13 protein-coding genes are annotated in these 17,335 nt (G+C 63.1%); 6 read left to right on the plus strand and 7 right to left on the minus strand.

From position 1 onward, the window contains the following. The 3 genes from ACE04A_RS10675 to ACE04A_RS10685 all read left to right on the plus strand — a co-directional run. A partial coding sequence (locus tag ACE04A_RS10675) for a class I adenylate-forming enzyme family protein (protein ID WP_485820101.1) occupies positions 1-935 on the plus strand: 935 nt, incomplete at its 5' end. 58 nt (positions 936-993) lie between these two features. Further along, positions 994-1,968: a Bug family tripartite tricarboxylate transporter substrate binding protein gene (locus ACE04A_RS10680; protein WP_448715860.1), complete on the plus strand. Its 975-nt coding sequence runs from the start codon at positions 994-996 to the stop codon at positions 1,966-1,968. 19 nt (positions 1,969-1,987) lie between these two features. After that, entirely contained in the window at positions 1,988-2,956 is a 969-nt protein-coding gene (locus ACE04A_RS10685; RefSeq protein WP_448715859.1) for an NAD(P)H-dependent flavin oxidoreductase, read from the plus strand. 15 nt (positions 2,957-2,971) lie between these two features. Here the strand turns inward: ACE04A_RS10685 and ACE04A_RS10690 are convergent, their stop codons facing one another. The 7 genes from ACE04A_RS10690 to ACE04A_RS10720 all read right to left on the minus strand — a co-directional run bounded on the left by ACE04A_RS10690 (position 2,972) and on the right by ACE04A_RS10720 (position 14,154). Next, positions 2,972-4,438 carry a type VI lipase adapter Tla3 domain-containing protein gene (locus tag ACE04A_RS10690; protein WP_448715858.1) on the minus strand — a complete coding sequence of 489 codons (1,467 nt, stop codon included), beginning with the start codon at positions 4,436-4,438 and terminating at the stop codon, positions 2,972-2,974. Positions 4,439-4,614: 176 nt separating this feature from the next. After that, positions 4,615-5,142 carry an effector protein Tle3 domain-containing protein gene (locus ACE04A_RS10695; protein WP_448715857.1) on the minus strand — a complete coding sequence of 176 codons (528 nt, stop codon included), beginning with the start codon at positions 5,140-5,142 and terminating at the stop codon, positions 4,615-4,617. Between the two features lie 91 nt (positions 5,143-5,233). Next, a complete protein-coding gene (locus tag ACE04A_RS10700; RefSeq protein ID WP_448715856.1) occupies positions 5,234-6,877 on the minus strand; it encodes a type VI lipase adapter Tla3 domain-containing protein in 1,644 nt (547 codons plus the stop codon). Continuing rightward, a complete protein-coding gene (locus ACE04A_RS10705; RefSeq protein WP_485820102.1) occupies positions 6,874-9,240 on the minus strand; it encodes a Tle3 family T6SS lipase effector in 2,367 nt (788 codons plus the stop codon). The genes ACE04A_RS10700 and ACE04A_RS10705 overlap by 4 nt, the downstream gene beginning before the upstream one ends. A gap of 74 nt (positions 9,241-9,314) precedes the next feature. Further along, on the minus strand, positions 9,315-11,825 hold the full coding sequence (locus ACE04A_RS10710; RefSeq protein WP_485820103.1) for a type VI secretion system Vgr family protein: 2,511 nt from the start codon (positions 11,823-11,825) through the stop codon (positions 9,315-9,317). Positions 11,826-12,002: 177 nt separating this feature from the next. Further along, a complete protein-coding gene (locus ACE04A_RS10715) occupies positions 12,003-12,998 on the minus strand; it encodes a Bug family tripartite tricarboxylate transporter substrate binding protein (RefSeq protein ID WP_279996487.1) in 996 nt (331 codons plus the stop codon). Between the two features lie 256 nt (positions 12,999-13,254). After that, positions 13,255-14,154: a LysR family transcriptional regulator gene (locus tag ACE04A_RS10720; RefSeq protein WP_100853022.1), complete on the minus strand. Its 900-nt coding sequence runs from the start codon at positions 14,152-14,154 to the stop codon at positions 13,255-13,257. 151 nt (positions 14,155-14,305) lie between these two features. Here ACE04A_RS10720 and ACE04A_RS10725 point away from each other — a divergent pair, with 151 nt between their 5' ends. The 3 genes from ACE04A_RS10725 to ACE04A_RS10735 are packed head-to-tail and all read left to right on the plus strand — an operon-like array spanning position 14,306 to position 17,317. Continuing rightward, a complete protein-coding gene (locus tag ACE04A_RS10725) occupies positions 14,306-15,220 on the plus strand; it encodes an SDR family NAD(P)-dependent oxidoreductase (RefSeq protein ID WP_485820104.1) in 915 nt (304 codons plus the stop codon). Positions 15,221-15,227: 7 nt separating this feature from the next. Then, positions 15,228-16,088, plus strand: coding sequence for a MaoC/PaaZ C-terminal domain-containing protein (locus tag ACE04A_RS10730; RefSeq protein ID WP_259252432.1), 861 nt, complete (start codon positions 15,228-15,230; stop codon positions 16,086-16,088). Beyond that, positions 16,085-17,317 (plus strand): CaiB/BaiF CoA transferase family protein, encoded by a 1,233-nt coding sequence (locus ACE04A_RS10735; RefSeq protein WP_485820105.1) that lies wholly within the window; start codon positions 16,085-16,087, stop codon positions 17,315-17,317. Before ACE04A_RS10730 ends, ACE04A_RS10735 begins: the two co-directional genes overlap by 4 nt. Positions 17,318-17,335: the final 18 nt, after the last annotated feature.

Here is a 17,335-nt window from a genome sequence, read left to right on the forward strand (position 1 = left end):
GCTTGCCGCCGCACGACATCGGCTACGCGGCGCTGCCCATGTCGCACATTTTCGGCATCGCCACCGTGCTGATGGCGACCGTGCACGCGGGCGCCAGCCTGGTGCTGCGCAGCCGCTTTGACGCTGAAGACGCCTTCAAGGCCCTGGCGCATCCCGGCGTCAGCATCTTGCAGGGCGTGCCCACCATGTTCAGCCGCATGATGGCCGTGGCCCCGCCCCGCGCCGACCTGCGCGCCCCCGCCCTGCGCTACCTGTACACCGGCGGCGCGGCGCTGGATCCCACGCTGAAGCGCGACGCCGAACGCTACTTCGGCGTGGCCATGCATCACGGCTACGGCATCACCGAATACGCGGGTTCGATGTTCATCACCCGCATCGACGAACCGCGCGACGACTGCTCGGCGGGCTATGCGGTGGACGGTGTCGAGCTGCGCCTGGGCAGCCCCGAAGCCGACGCTCCCAAGCCCGGCGAACGCGGCGACATCCTGATCCGTGGCCCCGGCGTCATGCTGGGCTACTACCGCAGCCCTGAACAAACGGCGCAAGCGCTGCTGCCCGACGGCTGGCTCAACACCGGCGACATCGGCTACGTCGACGACAGCGGCGCGCTCTTCATTGCGGGACGTTCCAAGGACCTGATCATCCGCTCGGGCTTCAACGTCTACCCCATTGAAGTCGAGTCGGTCATCAACGCGTTCCCGGGCGTGCGCCTGTCCGCCGTGGTGGGCCGCAACACCGCCGACCAGAACGAAGAGGTCATCGCCTTTGTCGAGCCCCTGCCCGGCGCCAAGGTCGACACCGAACTCTTGATGCTGCACCTGCGCGCGCAACTGGCGCCGTACAAGCGGCCCGCTCGAATCATTCCCATCGACACCATTCCCACGACCGTCAGCGGAAAAATTCTGAAGCAACCGCTGAAAGAAAGGCTGGCGTAGGCGCGGACTCGCTGTTTCCGCTCCACGACCGGCCTCTTAACCACAAGGAGACAACAGCGTGAAACTCAAGACCCTCTTTGCCGTGGCCGCCGCCACGGCAGCCTTCGCCATGGCGTCCTCGGCCAGCGCCCAGGCGTATCCCGATCGCCCCATCCGTCTGCTGGTGGGCTACGCGCCCGGCGGCCCCGTCGACACCACGGCCCGCGTCTTCGCCAAATACCTGGGCGACAAGCTGGGCCAGACCGTCGTGGTGGAAAACCGCGCGGGCGCCAGCGGCATGATCGCGTCGGACGCCACCGCCAAGGCCACGCCCGACGGCTACCTGCTGGGCTTTGCCGCCAGCCCCACCCTGACCATGTCGCCCCTGGTCCAGCGCAGCAAGCTGTTCGATCCGCGCAGCGACTTCTCGCTGATCGGGCTGGTGGTTGATTACGCCAACGTGCTGCTGATCGGCCCGCAGATTCCCGCCAAGAACGTCGGCGACCTGATCAACTACGCGCGCTCGCATCCCGATGCCGTGTCGTTCGGATCAGCCGGCATCGGCGCCTCGAACCACTTGTCTGCCGAGCTCCTGAAAAAGCAGGCCGACGTGCCCATGCTGCATGTGCCCTACCGAGGCAACTCGCCCGCCATGATGGACGTGGTCAGCGGCAAGGTGACGTTCATGTTCGACATCACCAGCACCGCCATTCCCTTCATCAAGAGCGGCAAGGCGCGCGCGCTGGCCGTCACGTCCAAGACCCGCAACCCGGAATTGCCGGACGTGCCCACCATGATCGAAGCCGGCATGAAGGACTACGAAGTCGTGGGCTGGTACGCGCTGGTCGGCCCGAAGAAATTGCCTGACGCCGTCTCGGCACGCCTGACGCGTGCGCTGCAAGACGTGTCGAAAGACCCCGCGTTCCGCAAAGCCATGACCGAAGGCGGCTACGCCATCAACACGGGTGATTCCAAAGCCCTGCAAGCCCGTATCGACCGCGAGTACGCCTTGTGGTCGGACGTCATCCAAAGCGCCAACATCCAGGCCAACTGACCTCTACCGGAGCCCACTGATGCATCCTCCGCTTGCGCTGCGCGCCCAGACCCGCCTGCCGATCATCGGCGCCCCCATGTTTCTGGTCTCTGGGCCCGAGCTGGTCGTGGCGCAATGCGCGGCGGGGATCATCGGCACCTTTCCATCCCTGAACGCCCGTCCGCAGGAACAGTTGCAGGACTGGCTCACCCGCATCGAAGACGGCCTGGCCGCCCGCCGACGCGCCCACCCCACGGCCAAGGTGGCGCCATACGGCGTGAACCTGATCATCCACCCCAGCAACCCGCGCTGGCAGGGCGACCTGGCCATCTGCGCCGAACGGCGCGTGCCGCTCATCATCACGTCACTGCATGCCCCCGAAGCCGTGGTGCAAGCCGTGCATCCCTACGGCGGGCTGGTCTATCACGACGTCACCAACGTACGGCACGCCAAGCGCGCACTGGAGGCGGGGGTCGACGGCCTGATCCTGGTAGCGGCGGGCGCGGGCGGCCACGCGGGCCAGATCAACCCCATTGCGCTCATCAACGAAATCCGCGCTTTCTACGATGGCCCCTTGGCGCTATCGGGCTGCATCAGCCATGGCAAGGATGTGCTTGCCGCCGAAGTCCTCGGCTGCGACTTTGCCTACATGGGCACGCGCTTCATTGCCACGCAGGAATCCCTGGCGGGCGACGCGTACCGCGAGATGGTGCTGCAAGCGCAAGCGGCTGACGTGACCTACACCCCGTACTTTTCGGGCGTACCCGCGAACTACTTGTCGGCCAGCATTCTGGCGGCGGGACTGGACCCCGTGGTCTTGTCCCGCAATGGCGAAGCGCCCCCCGCGAACATGGACAAGAACTCACGGCCCAAGGCGTGGAAAGATGTCTGGAGCGCCGGGCAAGGCGTGGGCGCGGCGCAGGAGATCCTGTCGATTGCAACGCTGGTGGATCAGTTGGAAGCGGAATATCGCAGTGCGCGGGCGGCGCTGGTGGTGGCAGCGGGCTAGCTTGTACCGGCGCCATCAATTTTCCGTATTCCCCAACAAATCCATACTCGGCCCGCCAGCGATGAACTGATCCAGCAAGCGCTGCTCAGCCGCGATTATTCCCGGGTCCACATACCGAGCCGGTGGCGGAGCATTACGCCGGCTTTCTTGCGTCAGGTCCGCAAACCGCTGCAGAAACTCTGGTGACGGCGCTTCACTCAAGGTGCGGGTTTGCGGGCGCAGCTTCACGCCGAAAGGATCGTTCGCCGGCTTCTGGCCCGGCGTGGGCGAACTGATGGTGATCACCGTGACCCGGTCGTCACGGCGCAGCGGGACGATGGCGCTGGTGTCGGCGTTCAGATAGCTGGCCATGGTGGCTAGCGCAATTCCCACGAAGGGAGACGCCGCGCCCGTGTCGCCCAGGCGCTGAGTCAGGTCATAGCTTTGGTCAGAAGCCAGCAGGTCCAGCGGGCTGTCGGCCAGTTGCAAAGCGGGGAGCAGATCTGCCAAGGCAGAGCGGTTCAAGCATGCGTCGTAGAACACGCGGGCGGGCGCGTGGGCCAAAGGCGTCACGGCCTGTGTCCAGGCGTTTGCGATTGCCGCATGGCGAGCCTCGCCTTTCAGGGGGATACCGTCGGATTGCATCGAGACTTCGACCGGACGGTGCAACCGGGCCAACGGTGTCAGGCGGTCCCATTGCTGGAAGCCGCGTTCGGTGATGGGTTGAGGGAACCAGGGGCTGGGTTGGAAGGAGTATGGCGGGTTGCGGCGCCAACCGGTGAAGGCGGGGTCGATGTCGTTCTTGTGCGGTTTGGTGTATTTGGCGAAGCCACGTAGCCAGTCCAGACGCTCGGGGCGAGCGAAGACGATGGCGGTGACGGCGTCTGTGAGTTCGCCGGGTTGGCGAGGGCCGGAAGCCAGGCCGATGGGCTTGTCGTCTCGAGTGCCCAGGGCGGAGTGCATTGCATAGGAGTCCAACGCGTAGACAAGAAGCGCCGGCATATCGGGATTCTGTTCAAAGACTCTGAACAAATAGCCCACAAATTCCTCGGGCGTGTTATTGCAGATCACGCCCGGTCTGAGCGGCTTACTGCGGTGCCAATGTAAGCCCGCAGGCCCCATCGCTCGATCGGCCATCCCGTTCAGGAAAATTGACACCCTTTCCGGAGAATGGCGCAGTTGATCCTGCTTCGAATCGTAATCGCGCACGACCGTTAACGAGGGGATCATCCAGCGCTCAGGAAAGCCGCGCAGCGCCAACTCCAACGCGTTGGCTTTACGCTGCACCCAGGCAGTCGTCTTGTCTTCCGCGATGGTTGGATAGAATGCAGGGTCCACCTGCAACGCCGTTCCAACATGCAAAACCTCGGCTTGCGCGGAATTCTGCTGTAGCAGTTGCGCCCACACCTGGCCTTGACGATAGACGTCCAGGCTTAATCCAACGCGGACGATATCCAGAGTTTCCAGGCGAGGGGATGAGGAGGGAGCAGAGGAAGTAGACATCGCGACTCCTGGGGTTTGCGGAATGGAGACAACGGGAATCCACGCGTCAGGCGCTGGCGGTAATTCGCAAGCCACTTCCTTCCGCTCGGAAGACTTCTTCAAGCTTCCAGCCTCGGCGAACACCTCCTGCTGGAGCGTAGCGGCCAACATAAGAGCCATAGTGCAAGATATGAACTTCATTCCGCCCCCCCGTCCCCAGCCGTGAGACGGCGGCCGGCATCTCTGCCCTTTCGGGTCTGCGTAGACACCAAGGTGGGTAACTTCATTTGATGGATCGAGGCAGGCAAGCTGCCGCCTCCCCTACTCGACAACGTCCCATCTTCGCCATAGAGCGCAATCTTCCTACTTCGATAGAGATCGGTAGCATTGATGAGTTCGAGGTTGTCGGAGCTTTCATTTTTGTAGTACTCCTGGATCGCTTCGTCGGGCAGTTTTTCGGTGTCGGCTTCTTCATCCAACTCCACCCAAGCCATCCTCCAATCCGCCACCCGGCACAGATACGCATAGAACGGCTCATCATCAATACTGCGTGCCTGCCCTATCGCCAGGTCATACGCCATCGCCCGCTGGCTATGCATGGCATTCGCGGGGATTGATGAATGAAAGGAAATCGGGCTCTGCTCGTCCACCCCGGCGTCCATTCTTCGGCGGCGCGCTTCGTTCGGGCTTTCCTGATATGTCACGTTAAAGCGACGCCCACCCACGTGGTCGACCTGGGTGATCCGGTGCCAGTCCGCCGCCCATTCGTTGTTTCCCGGCGCGGAAGGTGCAGCGAGCTAGCTTGCATCAGTAGCGTCACTTTTCCGTATCCCCCAACAAATCCATACTCGGCCCGCCAGCGATGAACTGATCCAGCAAGCGCTGCTCGGCCGCGATTTTCTCCGGGTCTACATACCGAGCCGGTGGCGGAGCATTGCGCCGGCTTTCTTGCGTCAGTTCCGCAAACCGCTGCAGAAACTCTGGTGACGGCGCTTCGCTCAAGGTCCGGGTTTGCGGGCGCAGCTTCACGCCGAAGGGATCGTTCGCCGGCTTCTGGCCCGGCGTCGGCGAACTGATGGTGATGACGGTTACCCGGTCGTCACGGCGCAGCGGAACGATGGCGCTGGTGTCGGCGTTCAGATAGCTGGCCATGGTGGCTAGCGCAATTCCCACAAAGGGAGACGCCGCGCCCGTGTCGCCCAGACGTTGCGTCAGGTCGTAGCTTTGGTCAGAAGCAAGCAGGTCTAGCGGGCTGCCGGCCAGTTGCAAAGCGGGGAGCAGATCGGCCAAGGCGGAACGGTTCAAGCCTGCGTCGTAGAACACGCGGGCGGGCGCGTGGGCCAAAGGCGTCACGGCCTGTGTCCAGGCGTTTGCGATTGCCGCATGGCGAGCCTCGCCTTTCAGGGGGATACCGTCGGATTGCAGCGAGACTTCGACCGGACGGTGCAACCGGGCCAACGGTGTCAGGCGGTCCCATTGCTGGAAGCCGCGTTCGGTGATGGGTTGAGGGAACCAGGGGCTGGGTTGAAAGGAATATGGCGGGTTGCGGCGCCAACCGGTGAAGGCGGGGTCGATGTCGTTCTTGTGCGGTTTGGTGTATTTGGCAAAGCCACGCAGCCAGTCCAGACGCTCGGGGCGAGCGAAGACGATGGCGGTGACGGCGTCTGTGAGCTCGCCGGGTTGGCGAGGGCCGGAAGCCAGGCCGATGGGCTTGTCGTCTCGAGTGCCCAGGGCGGAGTGCATTGCATAGCCATCCACGGCGTAGACCAGCAGTGCCGGCATATCTGGGCGGGCCTCGAAAACGCGGAACAGATACTCCACAAACTCTTCAGGCGTACTGTTGCACACCACGCCTGGTTTCAAGGGCCGGCTAAGATGCCAATGCAATCCGGCGGGGCCCATGGTTCGATCGGTCATACCGTTTAACCAAACAGAGACGTCATCGGGAGTAGACGTCAGCAACGCCAAAGTCGGGTCGTAATTACGAACGACCGTCAAGGTCGGTATAGGCCATCGCTCCGGGAAGCTGCGTAAAGCCATTTCCAGCGCGTTAGCTTTACGCTGGGACCACGCCATATCTTTATCCTCTGCAATGGTTGGATAGAAGGCGGGGTCCATCTCCAACGCCGTTCCTACATGCAATACCTCGGCTTGCTTCGCATTTTGCTGTTGAAGCTGCGCCCAGATCTGCCCTTGACGGTAGACATCAATGCTGATGCCAACACGCACGATATCTAAAGTCTCGAGGCGCGAGGACGAGGCAGGGGCAGCGAGATCCAGCATATGAACTCCAAAAAAGGGCGAAATAGCATCGACCATGTTCCATGCAAGGGAATTCAACGGCAGTCGGCAAGTGGCAAGAAAAGCGGAGTCTGCTTGTGGCACTTCTGCGCGAACGAAAGCGCTACCTTGCGTCAGCAGCAATAGCGTTCCCACCGCAAGAAATTTCCGGATACTCACGCGCCGTATCCTCCAGGCAGCCATGGATCTCGTCCTTCGTGCCTATCCTTCAATGTTTGGCTAGAGAGCAAGGTCGGAAATTCCAGTTTATTAACCACTTCCGGCAACGTGCCACCGCCTCTCGTCAGCAATTCCCCTTGACTGTCGTACTTCGTAATGACCCGACTTCGGTACAGGTCCGTCGCACGGATCAGATCACGATTATTCGGGGTTTCGCGCGCGAGATAAGTCAACATCACGCCATCTGGAGCATTGCGCTCGGAGCCATCCTTTCCACGGCGGCCGTCATCCAACTCCACCCAAGCCATCCTCCAATCCGCCACCCTGCACAGATACGCATAGAACGGCTCATCATCAATACTGCGTGCCTGCCCTATCGCCAGGTCATACGCCATCGCCCGCTGGCTATGCATGGCATTCGCGGGGATGGAGGAATGGAAGGAAATCGGGCTTTGCTCGTCCACCCCCGCGTCCATTCTTCGGCGGCGCGCTTCGTTCGGGCTTTCCTGATATGTCACGTTAAAGCGACGTCCGCCCACGTGGTCGACCTGGGTGATCCGGTGCCAGTCCGCCGCCCATTCGTTGTTCTCCGGCGCGCTGTATGGGTTACGCAACGGGTCGTTCAAGCCCGTAAGTTCTGCTTCAAGCAATGGCGCATATGCCATGCCTCCACTGCGGGAGCTATAGGTTTGCGGGACCGGCCCGGCGCTTTGCGGCAAGGTCACCACGCGGGTACCCGCCACACGTATTCCCTTGTTCGTAATGGCAATCGATGCATCAATCGGATCATCCGGCGCGTGTACCGGTGCAATACCCGCCGATGCCTGCTCGGCCATCACCACGCCGCCCGACCTGAAGTCGGCCAGGAATGGCAGCGGCAGGGCTGGCGCGTTGATGGGCACCGACTGGCCGGGCGCGAAGTCAGCGCTGGCCGCCCATCGCTGCGGCAAGCCCATGCCCGAACCCTCCCAAGTGCTTTCATGTTGATGGCGCAAGACGTAGTCCTGAGTGGGTGGCAGACCAATGGCTTGGCCCTCGCCATCGCGCGTTCGCATCGTGAATACGCGTTGATGAAAATGACTTCCCAGCGCGGACAATCCGGGACCGTAAATATCGCCTACCCACTGCTTCGCCATGTTGCCCACCATCGTGGGCACAAAATCCACCGTCGTCCGCGGCCTGCGCGCAGGCATGGCTTGGTAAGTCAAGGTGTCGGCAACGCCTTGCCAGCCGATACCCTGCACGTTGCGCATGCCGACGGTTTTATCCTCGGGCGTGAAGTAGAGGAACACGCGACCGCGATTGTCACGTTCGGGAAAGGCAACGTCTTTGCCCTCCAGCGTGGTCTGGCATTGCTGTCCATTCCAACGCAACCCACCGATGCAGGCAGGGCTTGATGGGGCGGCCATTTGGGCAAAGGTGGGCTCCGGGTTAGGACTTGCGCCGATGAAACCGACGATGTTCGCAAGCGTTGTCACGCGCGCCTCGGTGGTCTGCTGCGCCTCGGACATCTCCATGCGTTCGAAGCGCGATTCCAGCAGGCTGTATGGCGGGTTCATCATGATGACCGCGTCCACGGGCCGCTTGCCTTCGTCCTTGAGCAAGGCGTTGGCCAGCAGGGTGATCAGCGTGCCCTGGCTATGGCCGACCACATTGATCGTGTCGTTCTCGCCGGTGGTCTTGCCGTCAGGATGGCGATATGCGCGAATCATATTCACCAGCATGGCCAGGCGCTTGGCCGCCAGCAGCATGTACTTGCGGCTGGGCGCCATAACCAGAGGATGATCAGGCGAACCAAATAAGGGGTTGATCGGCAGCAGGCCCATCAGCTTGCCGGAGAAGCCCTCACCCCACATATCCGGTATGGAAGTCGTGGCGTTCGCGAACATCCCACCCTGCTTGATGCCGTCTTTGTCGAGCCTGTTGTGGTAGCGGTCCAGCCATTCTCCGTGCTCGGTCTTCTTGTCGATGTATTGTTCTTCTTCGCGAAAGCCCCAATAGAACGGAATGACAACACTGCGCGAAGCGCCGCCGAACTTGCCAACCGACGCTCGGCGGCGATAGTAGACGGCGTCGGGGTTAGGCGCCGCGCCCTGATCCTCGGCGGGCAATCGGTATCTGGCGGGATTCAGCGCGGCGCAGCTTCTACTGCCGTCTGCGGCCTTCAAGTGATCCAGCCGCTCATTCAAGCCCATGCAAATGCCGGTTTCCAGGTCGTCATACACGCCTGCCAGATCATTCACGCCGTGAATCAGAATCACCACGCAGGGCTTTGCCTGTTGCACCCGCACGACCGCAGGACGCGCGCCGGGCAACAGCAGCGCCTCGGGCTGGCCCGTCAATGGGACGGAACTTGTTGCCATGGAACCTCCTTGGTCGAAGTGAATTGGCCCGCAGGCAGCCACGCCGATCGCATCACGGCCCGACGCCTGCCGCGTCAATCGGCGTCGTGCACAGCCAGCTTTGCGATGTGCATCGCATCGCTTTCCATCAACTGCGTCGCGCCTTCCGCATCGGGAACGCCCTGGACGGTTTCGCCATTGTTCAATGTGATCGTGTAGCGGCGGTGGGCCACCGGGCGCACGCCGTCCGGCAGGGTCACGATGAATTTTCGTTGGGTCTGGCCAAGGTCGAATTTAGGGAGCTCCGCCGCCAAGCTGGCCGCCCCAAGCATCTGATGGCTGGCCGCCTTGACTGTGAACGCGCCGGGGCAGCCGAACTCAATCTGGCCATCCTGCATCTTGATGTAGGCCCCGCCGCACAACAGCGTGATGTGCTTGTCGGCAACCGCCAGGACATGCGCGTCGGCCGATGAAATTTCAACGCTTTTGTCGGCTTGCACGCGGACGCTGCCATGCTGCGCCTGCCACAGCATCTGGCCTTGATGGGCGATGTGCCGCATATCCCCGCCTTGCGTGAATAGACTGATTCCCTGCCCCGCATTCATGACGACGGATTGCCCCGCCGTCAGGTGCTGGTTCTTCTGCGCAACGGTGTCGACGTTGCCGCCTGCGGCCAGGGTGACCGACGCCGCTGCCCCCATGGCAATTCCCGCCGGGCTGCTCAACGCAATAACGGGTTGACCTCCGTTGCTGCCCTGTGCTTCGTCGTTGGCGCCGTGCCCAAGATGCCGCACATCGTCAGTCAGCCGCTGCTGGCGTGTTGGATCATGCGTCAGCCCCTCATGGCCCGCCGCGGATTCGCCCAGGTTGCGGGCCAGTTCCAGAGCGCTTTCCAGGCCCTGCACCAATTCGTTGCGGGATAGCTGCCCGCCCTTGGCGTGGGCTTGTTCGTCCGTGGTCAACAATATTCCCTTTGCCGCCCGCACCGCGCCCTGTCCGTCCGTGCGCAGCTCAAACCCTTCACCACGGGGCGCGCCGCCTTCGGGTCTGGGCTGCGTCAGATAACCCAAATGCAGCTGGGATGCGGCATGGTCGCTCATCAGCGCCGCGCTGATCTGTGCCGAGGTATCGTCAAGCCGCAGTTCGTTCGCCCGGTGCCCCTTGTGCTCTTTCGATTTGACGGTATTGAGCGTGTTGTGGCGAGGCAGCGCGTAAGGCGGCAGGTTGGTTTCGCGGAATAGCCGCCCCATGGCAATTGGCTGGTCGCAATCACCGTTCAAAAAATTCACGATGACCTCTTGACCGATACGTGGGACCGCCATATGCCCCCACTGCGCGCCCGCCCAGTCCTGGGACACGCGGATCCAGCACGAGCTGTGTTCGTTGTTGCGGCCCAGGCGGTCCCACGGAAATTGCACTTTGATCCTGCCATGGGCGTCGCAGAATATTTCTTCGTTGGGCGGACCGACAACGGTGGCCGTTTGTGGGCCATCGATGCACGGCTTGCCGCGGGGCGCCGGCTTCCAGTCGGTTTTATCAGGCACGAGTTCAGCCGTGTAGCCATAGTGCGTGCCTTGCTGGGCGTCCGCGCCGTCCTGCTCCTGGCTGACATACTGAACGCCGTGGTGACGCATACGTACCGGGCGCCACTTGCGGTTCCACTCGGTGCGCGCGTGGCCCTGCAACAGAAAGGCCAGGCCGGGAACAAGGCGCGGGTCGTCACCTTCGACGGACGCGGTGCAACTGTCGTTACGCCGTCCAAGCAGGCGGGTTCGGGTGTAGGGATTACCGGCCTCGTCGCGCTTGTAGCGGCCGGGATAGTCATAACGCTCGTAGCGGGTGTCTTGATGGGGCTGATCCGCGGCGGCGGCACTGTGTTCCTGCTGGTACCGGGGGTTCGTATAGGTGTAGTCGCGTTGCGTCTGGATGGCGGTGCGCACGCGCTCGGCATAGCTGAAGCGCCGCAAGCCGGGCGCGGGCGGGGCGCCGCCGGAAGTGGGGTGGTAGATGACCGGGCCACCCAGGATGTCGTCGTTGAGGGTGATGCGGTCGCCGTGTATCAGACGATGCCCCGCGTCGGAATGCGCGTAGTAATAGAAATAGCCTTCCTCGGCGGCAAGCCTGTCCAGGAACGCCAAGTCTGTATCGCCTGCCTGCACGCAATATTCGCGAGGCAGGTGTTCGCAGGTGCTGATCTGTTCGTAGTCGGTGATGCCCTGGCGCTTGATCACGTCGGCCATGATCTCGGGCGCGGACAGGTGCTGATAGACGCGCCAATCGGAACATAGCGCGGCGCGCGCCAAAGACGGTTCAACCACGACCCGATAGCGGGTGCGGCGAAAGCCGGTGCCGGCTTGTTCAAATTCAGTGACGATGCCGTGTACGTAGCGCGCTGCTTGCGCACCATGCCAGATCGTGAACAAGGCCGCTTCGTCCAGCATGGCGCCGAAATCCATGTCGGATTCCGTGCTGGATAGCCACAACGTCAAGCGATACGTTTCCGACAGCGCTTCTTCCAGCGTGAACTCGATGACGTCGAAGGCAACGCCGATCGCACTTGCCTTCGCGGGCTGAAAGGTGAAACGGAAAGTCGACTGGCTGGGCATGGCAGAGTCCGTATGGATTTCCTGCCAGGAGCCTAGCCGACCCCACGCCAAACAGATATAGAACAATTCTGAAATGCGGGACCACAATCCGAAGCCCGTATCAGGCGTTCATCAATCTGCCCGATGCGGTCTGCCCGATGCGGTCTGCGCTATTTCATCTGCGCTATCTCATCTGCCCTATTCCAGCTTGATATCCGCCGTCTTGATCAAGTCGCGCCATTTCACAATCTCGTTGCGCACGAATTCGCCAAACTGCTCGGGCGTGCCGGGCTTGGGTTCGGCGCCTGCCGCGATCATGCCCTTGGCCGTGGCCGGGTCCGACAGCACCTTCACCATGTCGGCGTTCATGCGCTTGACGATGTCGGGTGGCGTGCCCTTGGGCGCCATCACGCCGCTCCACGAATAGGCCTCGTAGCCGGGCAGGCCCGACTCGGCGATGGTGGGCACGTTGGGCAGCATGCTGGACCGCGTGGGGTTGCCCACGCCCAGCGCGCGCACCTTGCCGCCGCTTAAGTGCGGCACGGCGGACGGGCCATCCGCGAACATCACCTGCACCTGTCCACCCAGCAAGTCCTGCATGGCGGGCGCGCTGCCGCGATAGGGCACGTGCTGGATGCGCGTGCCGGCCATGGCGTTGAACAGCTCTCCGGCCAGATGCGTGCCGCCGCCCGTGCCCGATGAGCCGAACGACAGCTTGCCGGGATTTTTTTTGGCATAGGCGATCAGTTCGCTCACCGTGTTCACCGGCACCGACGCATTCACCACCAGCACGATGGGAAACACCGCCGCCATGCCCACCGGCACAAAGTCGGTGGTGATGTCGTAAGTGAGGTTGTTGCGCAGGCTGGGCAACACCGCGTGGTGGATCGAGGCGAAGAAGAAGTTGTAGCCGTCCGGCGCCGCCTTGGCCGCGAACTGCGCGCCTACGATGCCGCCCGCGCCCGACTTGTTGTCCACCACGGTGGGCACGGACCACATCTGGCCCAAGGGCTGCGTGGTGAAGCGGGCGGTCGTGTCCACCGGCCCACCCGCCGGAAACGGCACGATGAACGTCACGGCATGGCCGGGCCAGGTGGCGGCGCGGGCAACAGAAGGGAACAAGGTGGGCAGTACGGCCGAGGCGCACGTGGCGCCCAGCCCCGCGAGCACGCGGCGGCGTTGAGGATCAATCACTGCAGTCTCCAGGTCTTGGTGTTATGCACGGTCAAGCTTGGTACTGCCGCCCGCCGTTTTTATGCGCGCTTGCTGATTGCGCTTTTTTTATTATTTGCCGAGTGCCCGGATTCGCCGCTACACATTTTCAAAAGCCCCTCTTTCGCACGAATTGAATGTTCGGTGAGCGGACAGGATTTTCCCTAGGGCCTGGCGCGGATACGACATCCGGCGCAGGCCAAAGGGACGACAGGCAACGCGTACTGAACCCATGCGCCTACTGTCCGCGCGCGGCGCGTTGCACGTGTTCGATGAAGCATTCGGCGAAGCTGGGCAGGTCTCGGCCGCGCTGTCGGCACAGCAAGCGGTCGCGCAGCGCCCAGGGGTCTTCCAGCTTCAATACGTGCAGCGCATCGGGCCGGCTGTAGCGCGCGGCGCAGGCGCGTGGCACCACGGCAATGCCGGCGCCTGCTTCCACCATGCGGCACACCGCTTCAAAGCTACCGACATGCACGCGCTGGCAGATGCGCTTGCCCAGGCCGCTGGCGATGTCTTCCAGAAAGGTCTGGATGGCGCTGTCCGGGTGGATGCCCACGAACTGATAGGCGTCGACCAGGTCCACGAAGTGCGCGGACTTGGAAGCGGCCAGCGGGTGGTCCAGCGACGTCACCACGGTGAGCTCGTCGCGAAACAGCGGCGTGACGTCCAGCCCTTCCACGTCGATATTGCCGGCCACCAGCCCCAGGTCGCCCGCACCCGCGCGGATGGCGATGACGATGTCGCCAGAGATTTTTTCTTCCAGCTCGACATCCACGTCAGGGTTTTCCGCCAGGAAGGTGGACAAGGCGTCGGCCAGAAAGGAATTGGTGGCCGTGGTGTTGGCCAGCAGCCGCAAGCGCCCTTTCAGGCCGCTGGCATAGGGCTGTAGATCGGCGTTCAGGCATTCCAGTTGGCGGAAGACGGCGTTGGCGTGCTTCAGCAGCACTTCGCCCGCCGGCGTCAGCGCCACGCCCGTGGCCAGCCGCACCAACAGGCGCGCCTTGAAGGCTTCTTCCATGTGCTTGACCCGGGCGCTTGCCGCCGGCAAGGACAGGAACGTGCGTTCCGCCGCCCGGGTCAGGTTAAGGGTTTCGCCCACGTTCAAAAACAAACGCAGGTCGGTCAGATCATGTCTCATGTTCCACCACGCAGAAGGGGGGCATTTCTAATTTTGAATTCTTCGAATGCCGTCACGAATCTACCATGGGGCATTCCCATGAACCAGACCGGTTGATGCGGAACTGTTTTCCAACGACGGCGCGTGCGCCGCAGCAAAGGAGTCAGAGTCAATGAGCGGCATCGTTTCCGGAAAGGTAGTGGTCGTCACCGGCGCGGGCGGCGGCATCGGGCGCAGCATTGCGCGGGCGATGGCCGAAGCGGGCGCCAAGGTGGTGGTGAACGACATCGGCGTGTCGCTCACGGGCGAAGGCGGCGCGGAAGGGCCGGCGCAAGAGGTCGTGCGCGAAATCGTGGCGGCCGGCGGACAGGCCGTGGCCAACACCGACAGCGTGGCGGCCTACGACAGCGCCAGCCGCGTCGTGCAGACAGCGATCGACGCCTTCGGGCGCATCGACGCGGTCATCAACAATGCGGGCAATCTGCGCGACCGCGTTTTCCACAAGATGAGCGAAGAGGAATGGCGCCAGGTGATCGACGTGCACCTGAACGGTTCGTTCTTCATGAGCCGCGCGGCGGCGCCGTACTTCCGCGAGCAGGAATCGGGCGCGTTCGTGCACATGACGTCCACCTCGGGCCTGATCGGCAACTTCGGCCAGGCCAACTACGCCGCCGCGAAGCTGGGCATCGTGGCGCTGTCCAAATCCATCGCGCTGGACATGGCGCGCTACAACGTGCGCTCGAACTGCATTGCGCCCTTCGCCTGGAGCCGCATGACGAGTTCCATCCCGGCGGAAACCGACGAAGAAAAAGCGCGCGTCGAAAAGTTGAAGAAGATGGAGGCGGGCAAGGTCGCACCGATGGCGGTGTTCCTGGCCAGCGATGCGGCCAGCGAAGTCACCGCGCAGATCTTCGCGGTGCGCGCCAACGAAATCATGCTGATCAGCCAGCCGCGTCCGCTGCGCACGGTGCATCACAGCGAAGGCTGGACGCCCGAACGCATTGCCGACATTGCCGTGCCGGCGATGCGCAAGCACTTCTACGCGTTGGAGCGTTCGCCCGACGTGATCGACTGGGACCCTATCTGAGACCGCCATGCCGCTGGATTACGCCACCGTGAAAGACTGGCGCTTTGACGAGGTCCGTCAGCGCTACGACCAGAAAGACACCATGCTGTACGCGCTGGGCATCGGGCTGGGGCAAGACCCCGAGGACACCCGCCAGTTGCGCTACGTGTACGAAGAGGGCTTGCAGGCGTTTCCCACGATGGGCGTGGTGCTGGCCTACCCCGGCTTCTGGGTGCGCGACCCGCGCACCGGCATCGACTGGGTGAAAGTGGTGCACGGCGAGCAGCGGCTCACCGTGCACGCGCCCTTGCCGGCGTCGGGCATGGTCGTGAGCCGCACCCGCAACACGCATGTGATCGACAAGGGCGCGGACAAGGGCGCCATCGTCATCAACGAGCGCACGCTGCATGGCGAAGACGGCGCCTGCCTGGCCACCTTGCGGCAAAGTACGTTCTGCCGGGGCGACGGCGGCTTCGGCCAGGGCGATGCCAGCCCCGAGCCCCTGCCCGCCACGCCCGATGGTGAGCCGGACCTGCGCTGCGAACTGCGCATCGCGCCCAATGCCGCGCTGTTGTATCGGCTGAACGCCGATCCCAATCCGTTGCATGTGGACCCCGAGGTAGCGCGCCAGGCGGGGTATCCGCGGCCCATTCTGCACGGGCTGTGCTCGTACGGCGTGGCCGCGCACGCCATCGTGAAAAGCTGCTGCGACTACGACGCCTCGCGGCTGACCAGCTTGAACACGCGCTTTTCGGCGCCGGTGTATCCCGGCGAAACGCTGCAATGCGATATCTGGCGACAGCCGGACGGGCAGATCCAGTTCCTGGCGCGCTCGCGTGAACGCAACGTGGTGGTGATGAGCCACGGTACCGCGACGGTGCAAGCATGACGCGGCCGCCCGCGCTGGACGGCATCCGAGTATTGGACTTGTCGCGCATACTGGCCGGCCCCTGGTGCACTCAGAACCTGGCTGATTTGGGTGCCGACGTCATCAAGATTGAACGCCCGGGCGTGGGCGACGACACGCGCGCCTGGGGGCCGCCGTACCTGAAGGATGCGAACGGCCAGGACACGAGTGAATCCGCCTACTACCTGAGCACGAATCGCAACAAGCGTTCGGTGGAAGCCGACATGGCCACGCCCGCGGGCGCGGCGCTGATCCGCGAGTTGGCGGCTGTCAGCGACATCCTGGTCGAGAACTTCAAGGTGGGCGGGCTGAAGAAATACGGGCTGGACTACGACAGCCTGAAGGCCATCAACCCACGCCTGATCTATTGCTCGGTGACGGGCTTTGGGCAGGACGGACCCTTTGCGCAGCGCCCTGGGTATGACTTCATGATCCAGGGCATGGGCGGGCTGATGAGCATTACCGGTGAACGTGATGACCTGCCCGGCGGCGGCCCGCAGAAGGCGGGCGTGGCGGTGACGGATATCGTCACGGGCATGTACGCTACGGTCGCGATTCTGGCGGCGTTGCAGGAACGGCATCGTAGCGGCTTGGGGCAGCATCTGGACATCGCCTTGCTGGATAGCCATGTGGCGTTGCTGGCGAACCAGAATTCCAACTACTTCAATTCCGGCGTGGCGCCCACGCGCGCGGGTAACGCGCATCAGAACGTGGTGCCTTATCAGGTGTTCGCGGCCAGCGACGGCCATCTGATCGTGGCCACGGGCAACGAATCGCAGTATCGGGCGTATTGCCGCGCCATCGGTGTGCCGGAGCTGGGCGACGACCCGCGCTTTGCCACCAACCGCTTGCGCGTCACGAACCGCGAGGAATTGATCGGAATCCTGACGGCGATCATGCAGGAAGGCCGCCGCGACGATTGGATTGCGAAGCTGGAAGCGGTGGGGGTGCCGTGCGGCCCGATCAACAACATCGCACAGGCCTTCGCGCATCCACAAGCCGAAGCCAGACAGTTGCGCCGCGATTTGCCGCATCCCTTGGGTGGCACGGCACCTGTCACGGCGAGTCCGTTAAGATTTTCGGATTCGCCGGTGGTCTACCGCCGCGCCCCGCCGCTGTTGGGCGAGCACACAGAAGAGGTGCTGCGCGAGGTATTGAACAAATCCCCCGCCGCCATCGCCGAATTAAAAAAAACGGCAGATAGCACGTAGGATGGGCGTGCGCGTCCG

This window comes from Achromobacter colocynthidis (assembly GCF_057334535.1).

What these genes read in the sequence shown, in the direction of transcription:
- ACE04A_RS10705 (WP_485820102.1), bottom strand. Translation starts at nt 9,240, where the DNA reads ATGGCAACAAGTTCCGTCCCATTGACGGGCCAGCCCGAGGCGCTGCTG.
- ACE04A_RS10720 (WP_100853022.1), bottom strand. Translation starts at nt 14,154, where the DNA reads ATGAGACATGATCTGACCGACCTGCGTTTGTTTTTGAACGTGGGCGAA.
- ACE04A_RS10725 (WP_485820104.1), top strand. Translation starts at nt 14,306, where the DNA reads ATGAGCGGCATCGTTTCCGGAAAGGTAGTGGTCGTCACCGGCGCGGGC.
- ACE04A_RS10685 (WP_448715859.1), top strand. Translation starts at nt 1,988, where the DNA reads ATGCATCCTCCGCTTGCGCTGCGCGCCCAGACCCGCCTGCCGATCATC.
- ACE04A_RS10730 (WP_259252432.1), top strand. Translation starts at nt 15,228, where the DNA reads ATGCCGCTGGATTACGCCACCGTGAAAGACTGGCGCTTTGACGAGGTC.
- ACE04A_RS10710 (WP_485820103.1), bottom strand. Translation starts at nt 11,825, where the DNA reads ATGCCCAGCCAGTCGACTTTCCGTTTCACCTTTCAGCCCGCGAAGGCA.
- ACE04A_RS10735 (WP_485820105.1), top strand. Translation starts at nt 16,085, where the DNA reads ATGACGCGGCCGCCCGCGCTGGACGGCATCCGAGTATTGGACTTGTCG.
- ACE04A_RS10690 (WP_448715858.1), bottom strand. Translation starts at nt 4,438, where the DNA reads ATGTCTACTTCCTCTGCTCCCTCCTCATCCCCTCGCCTGGAAACTCTG.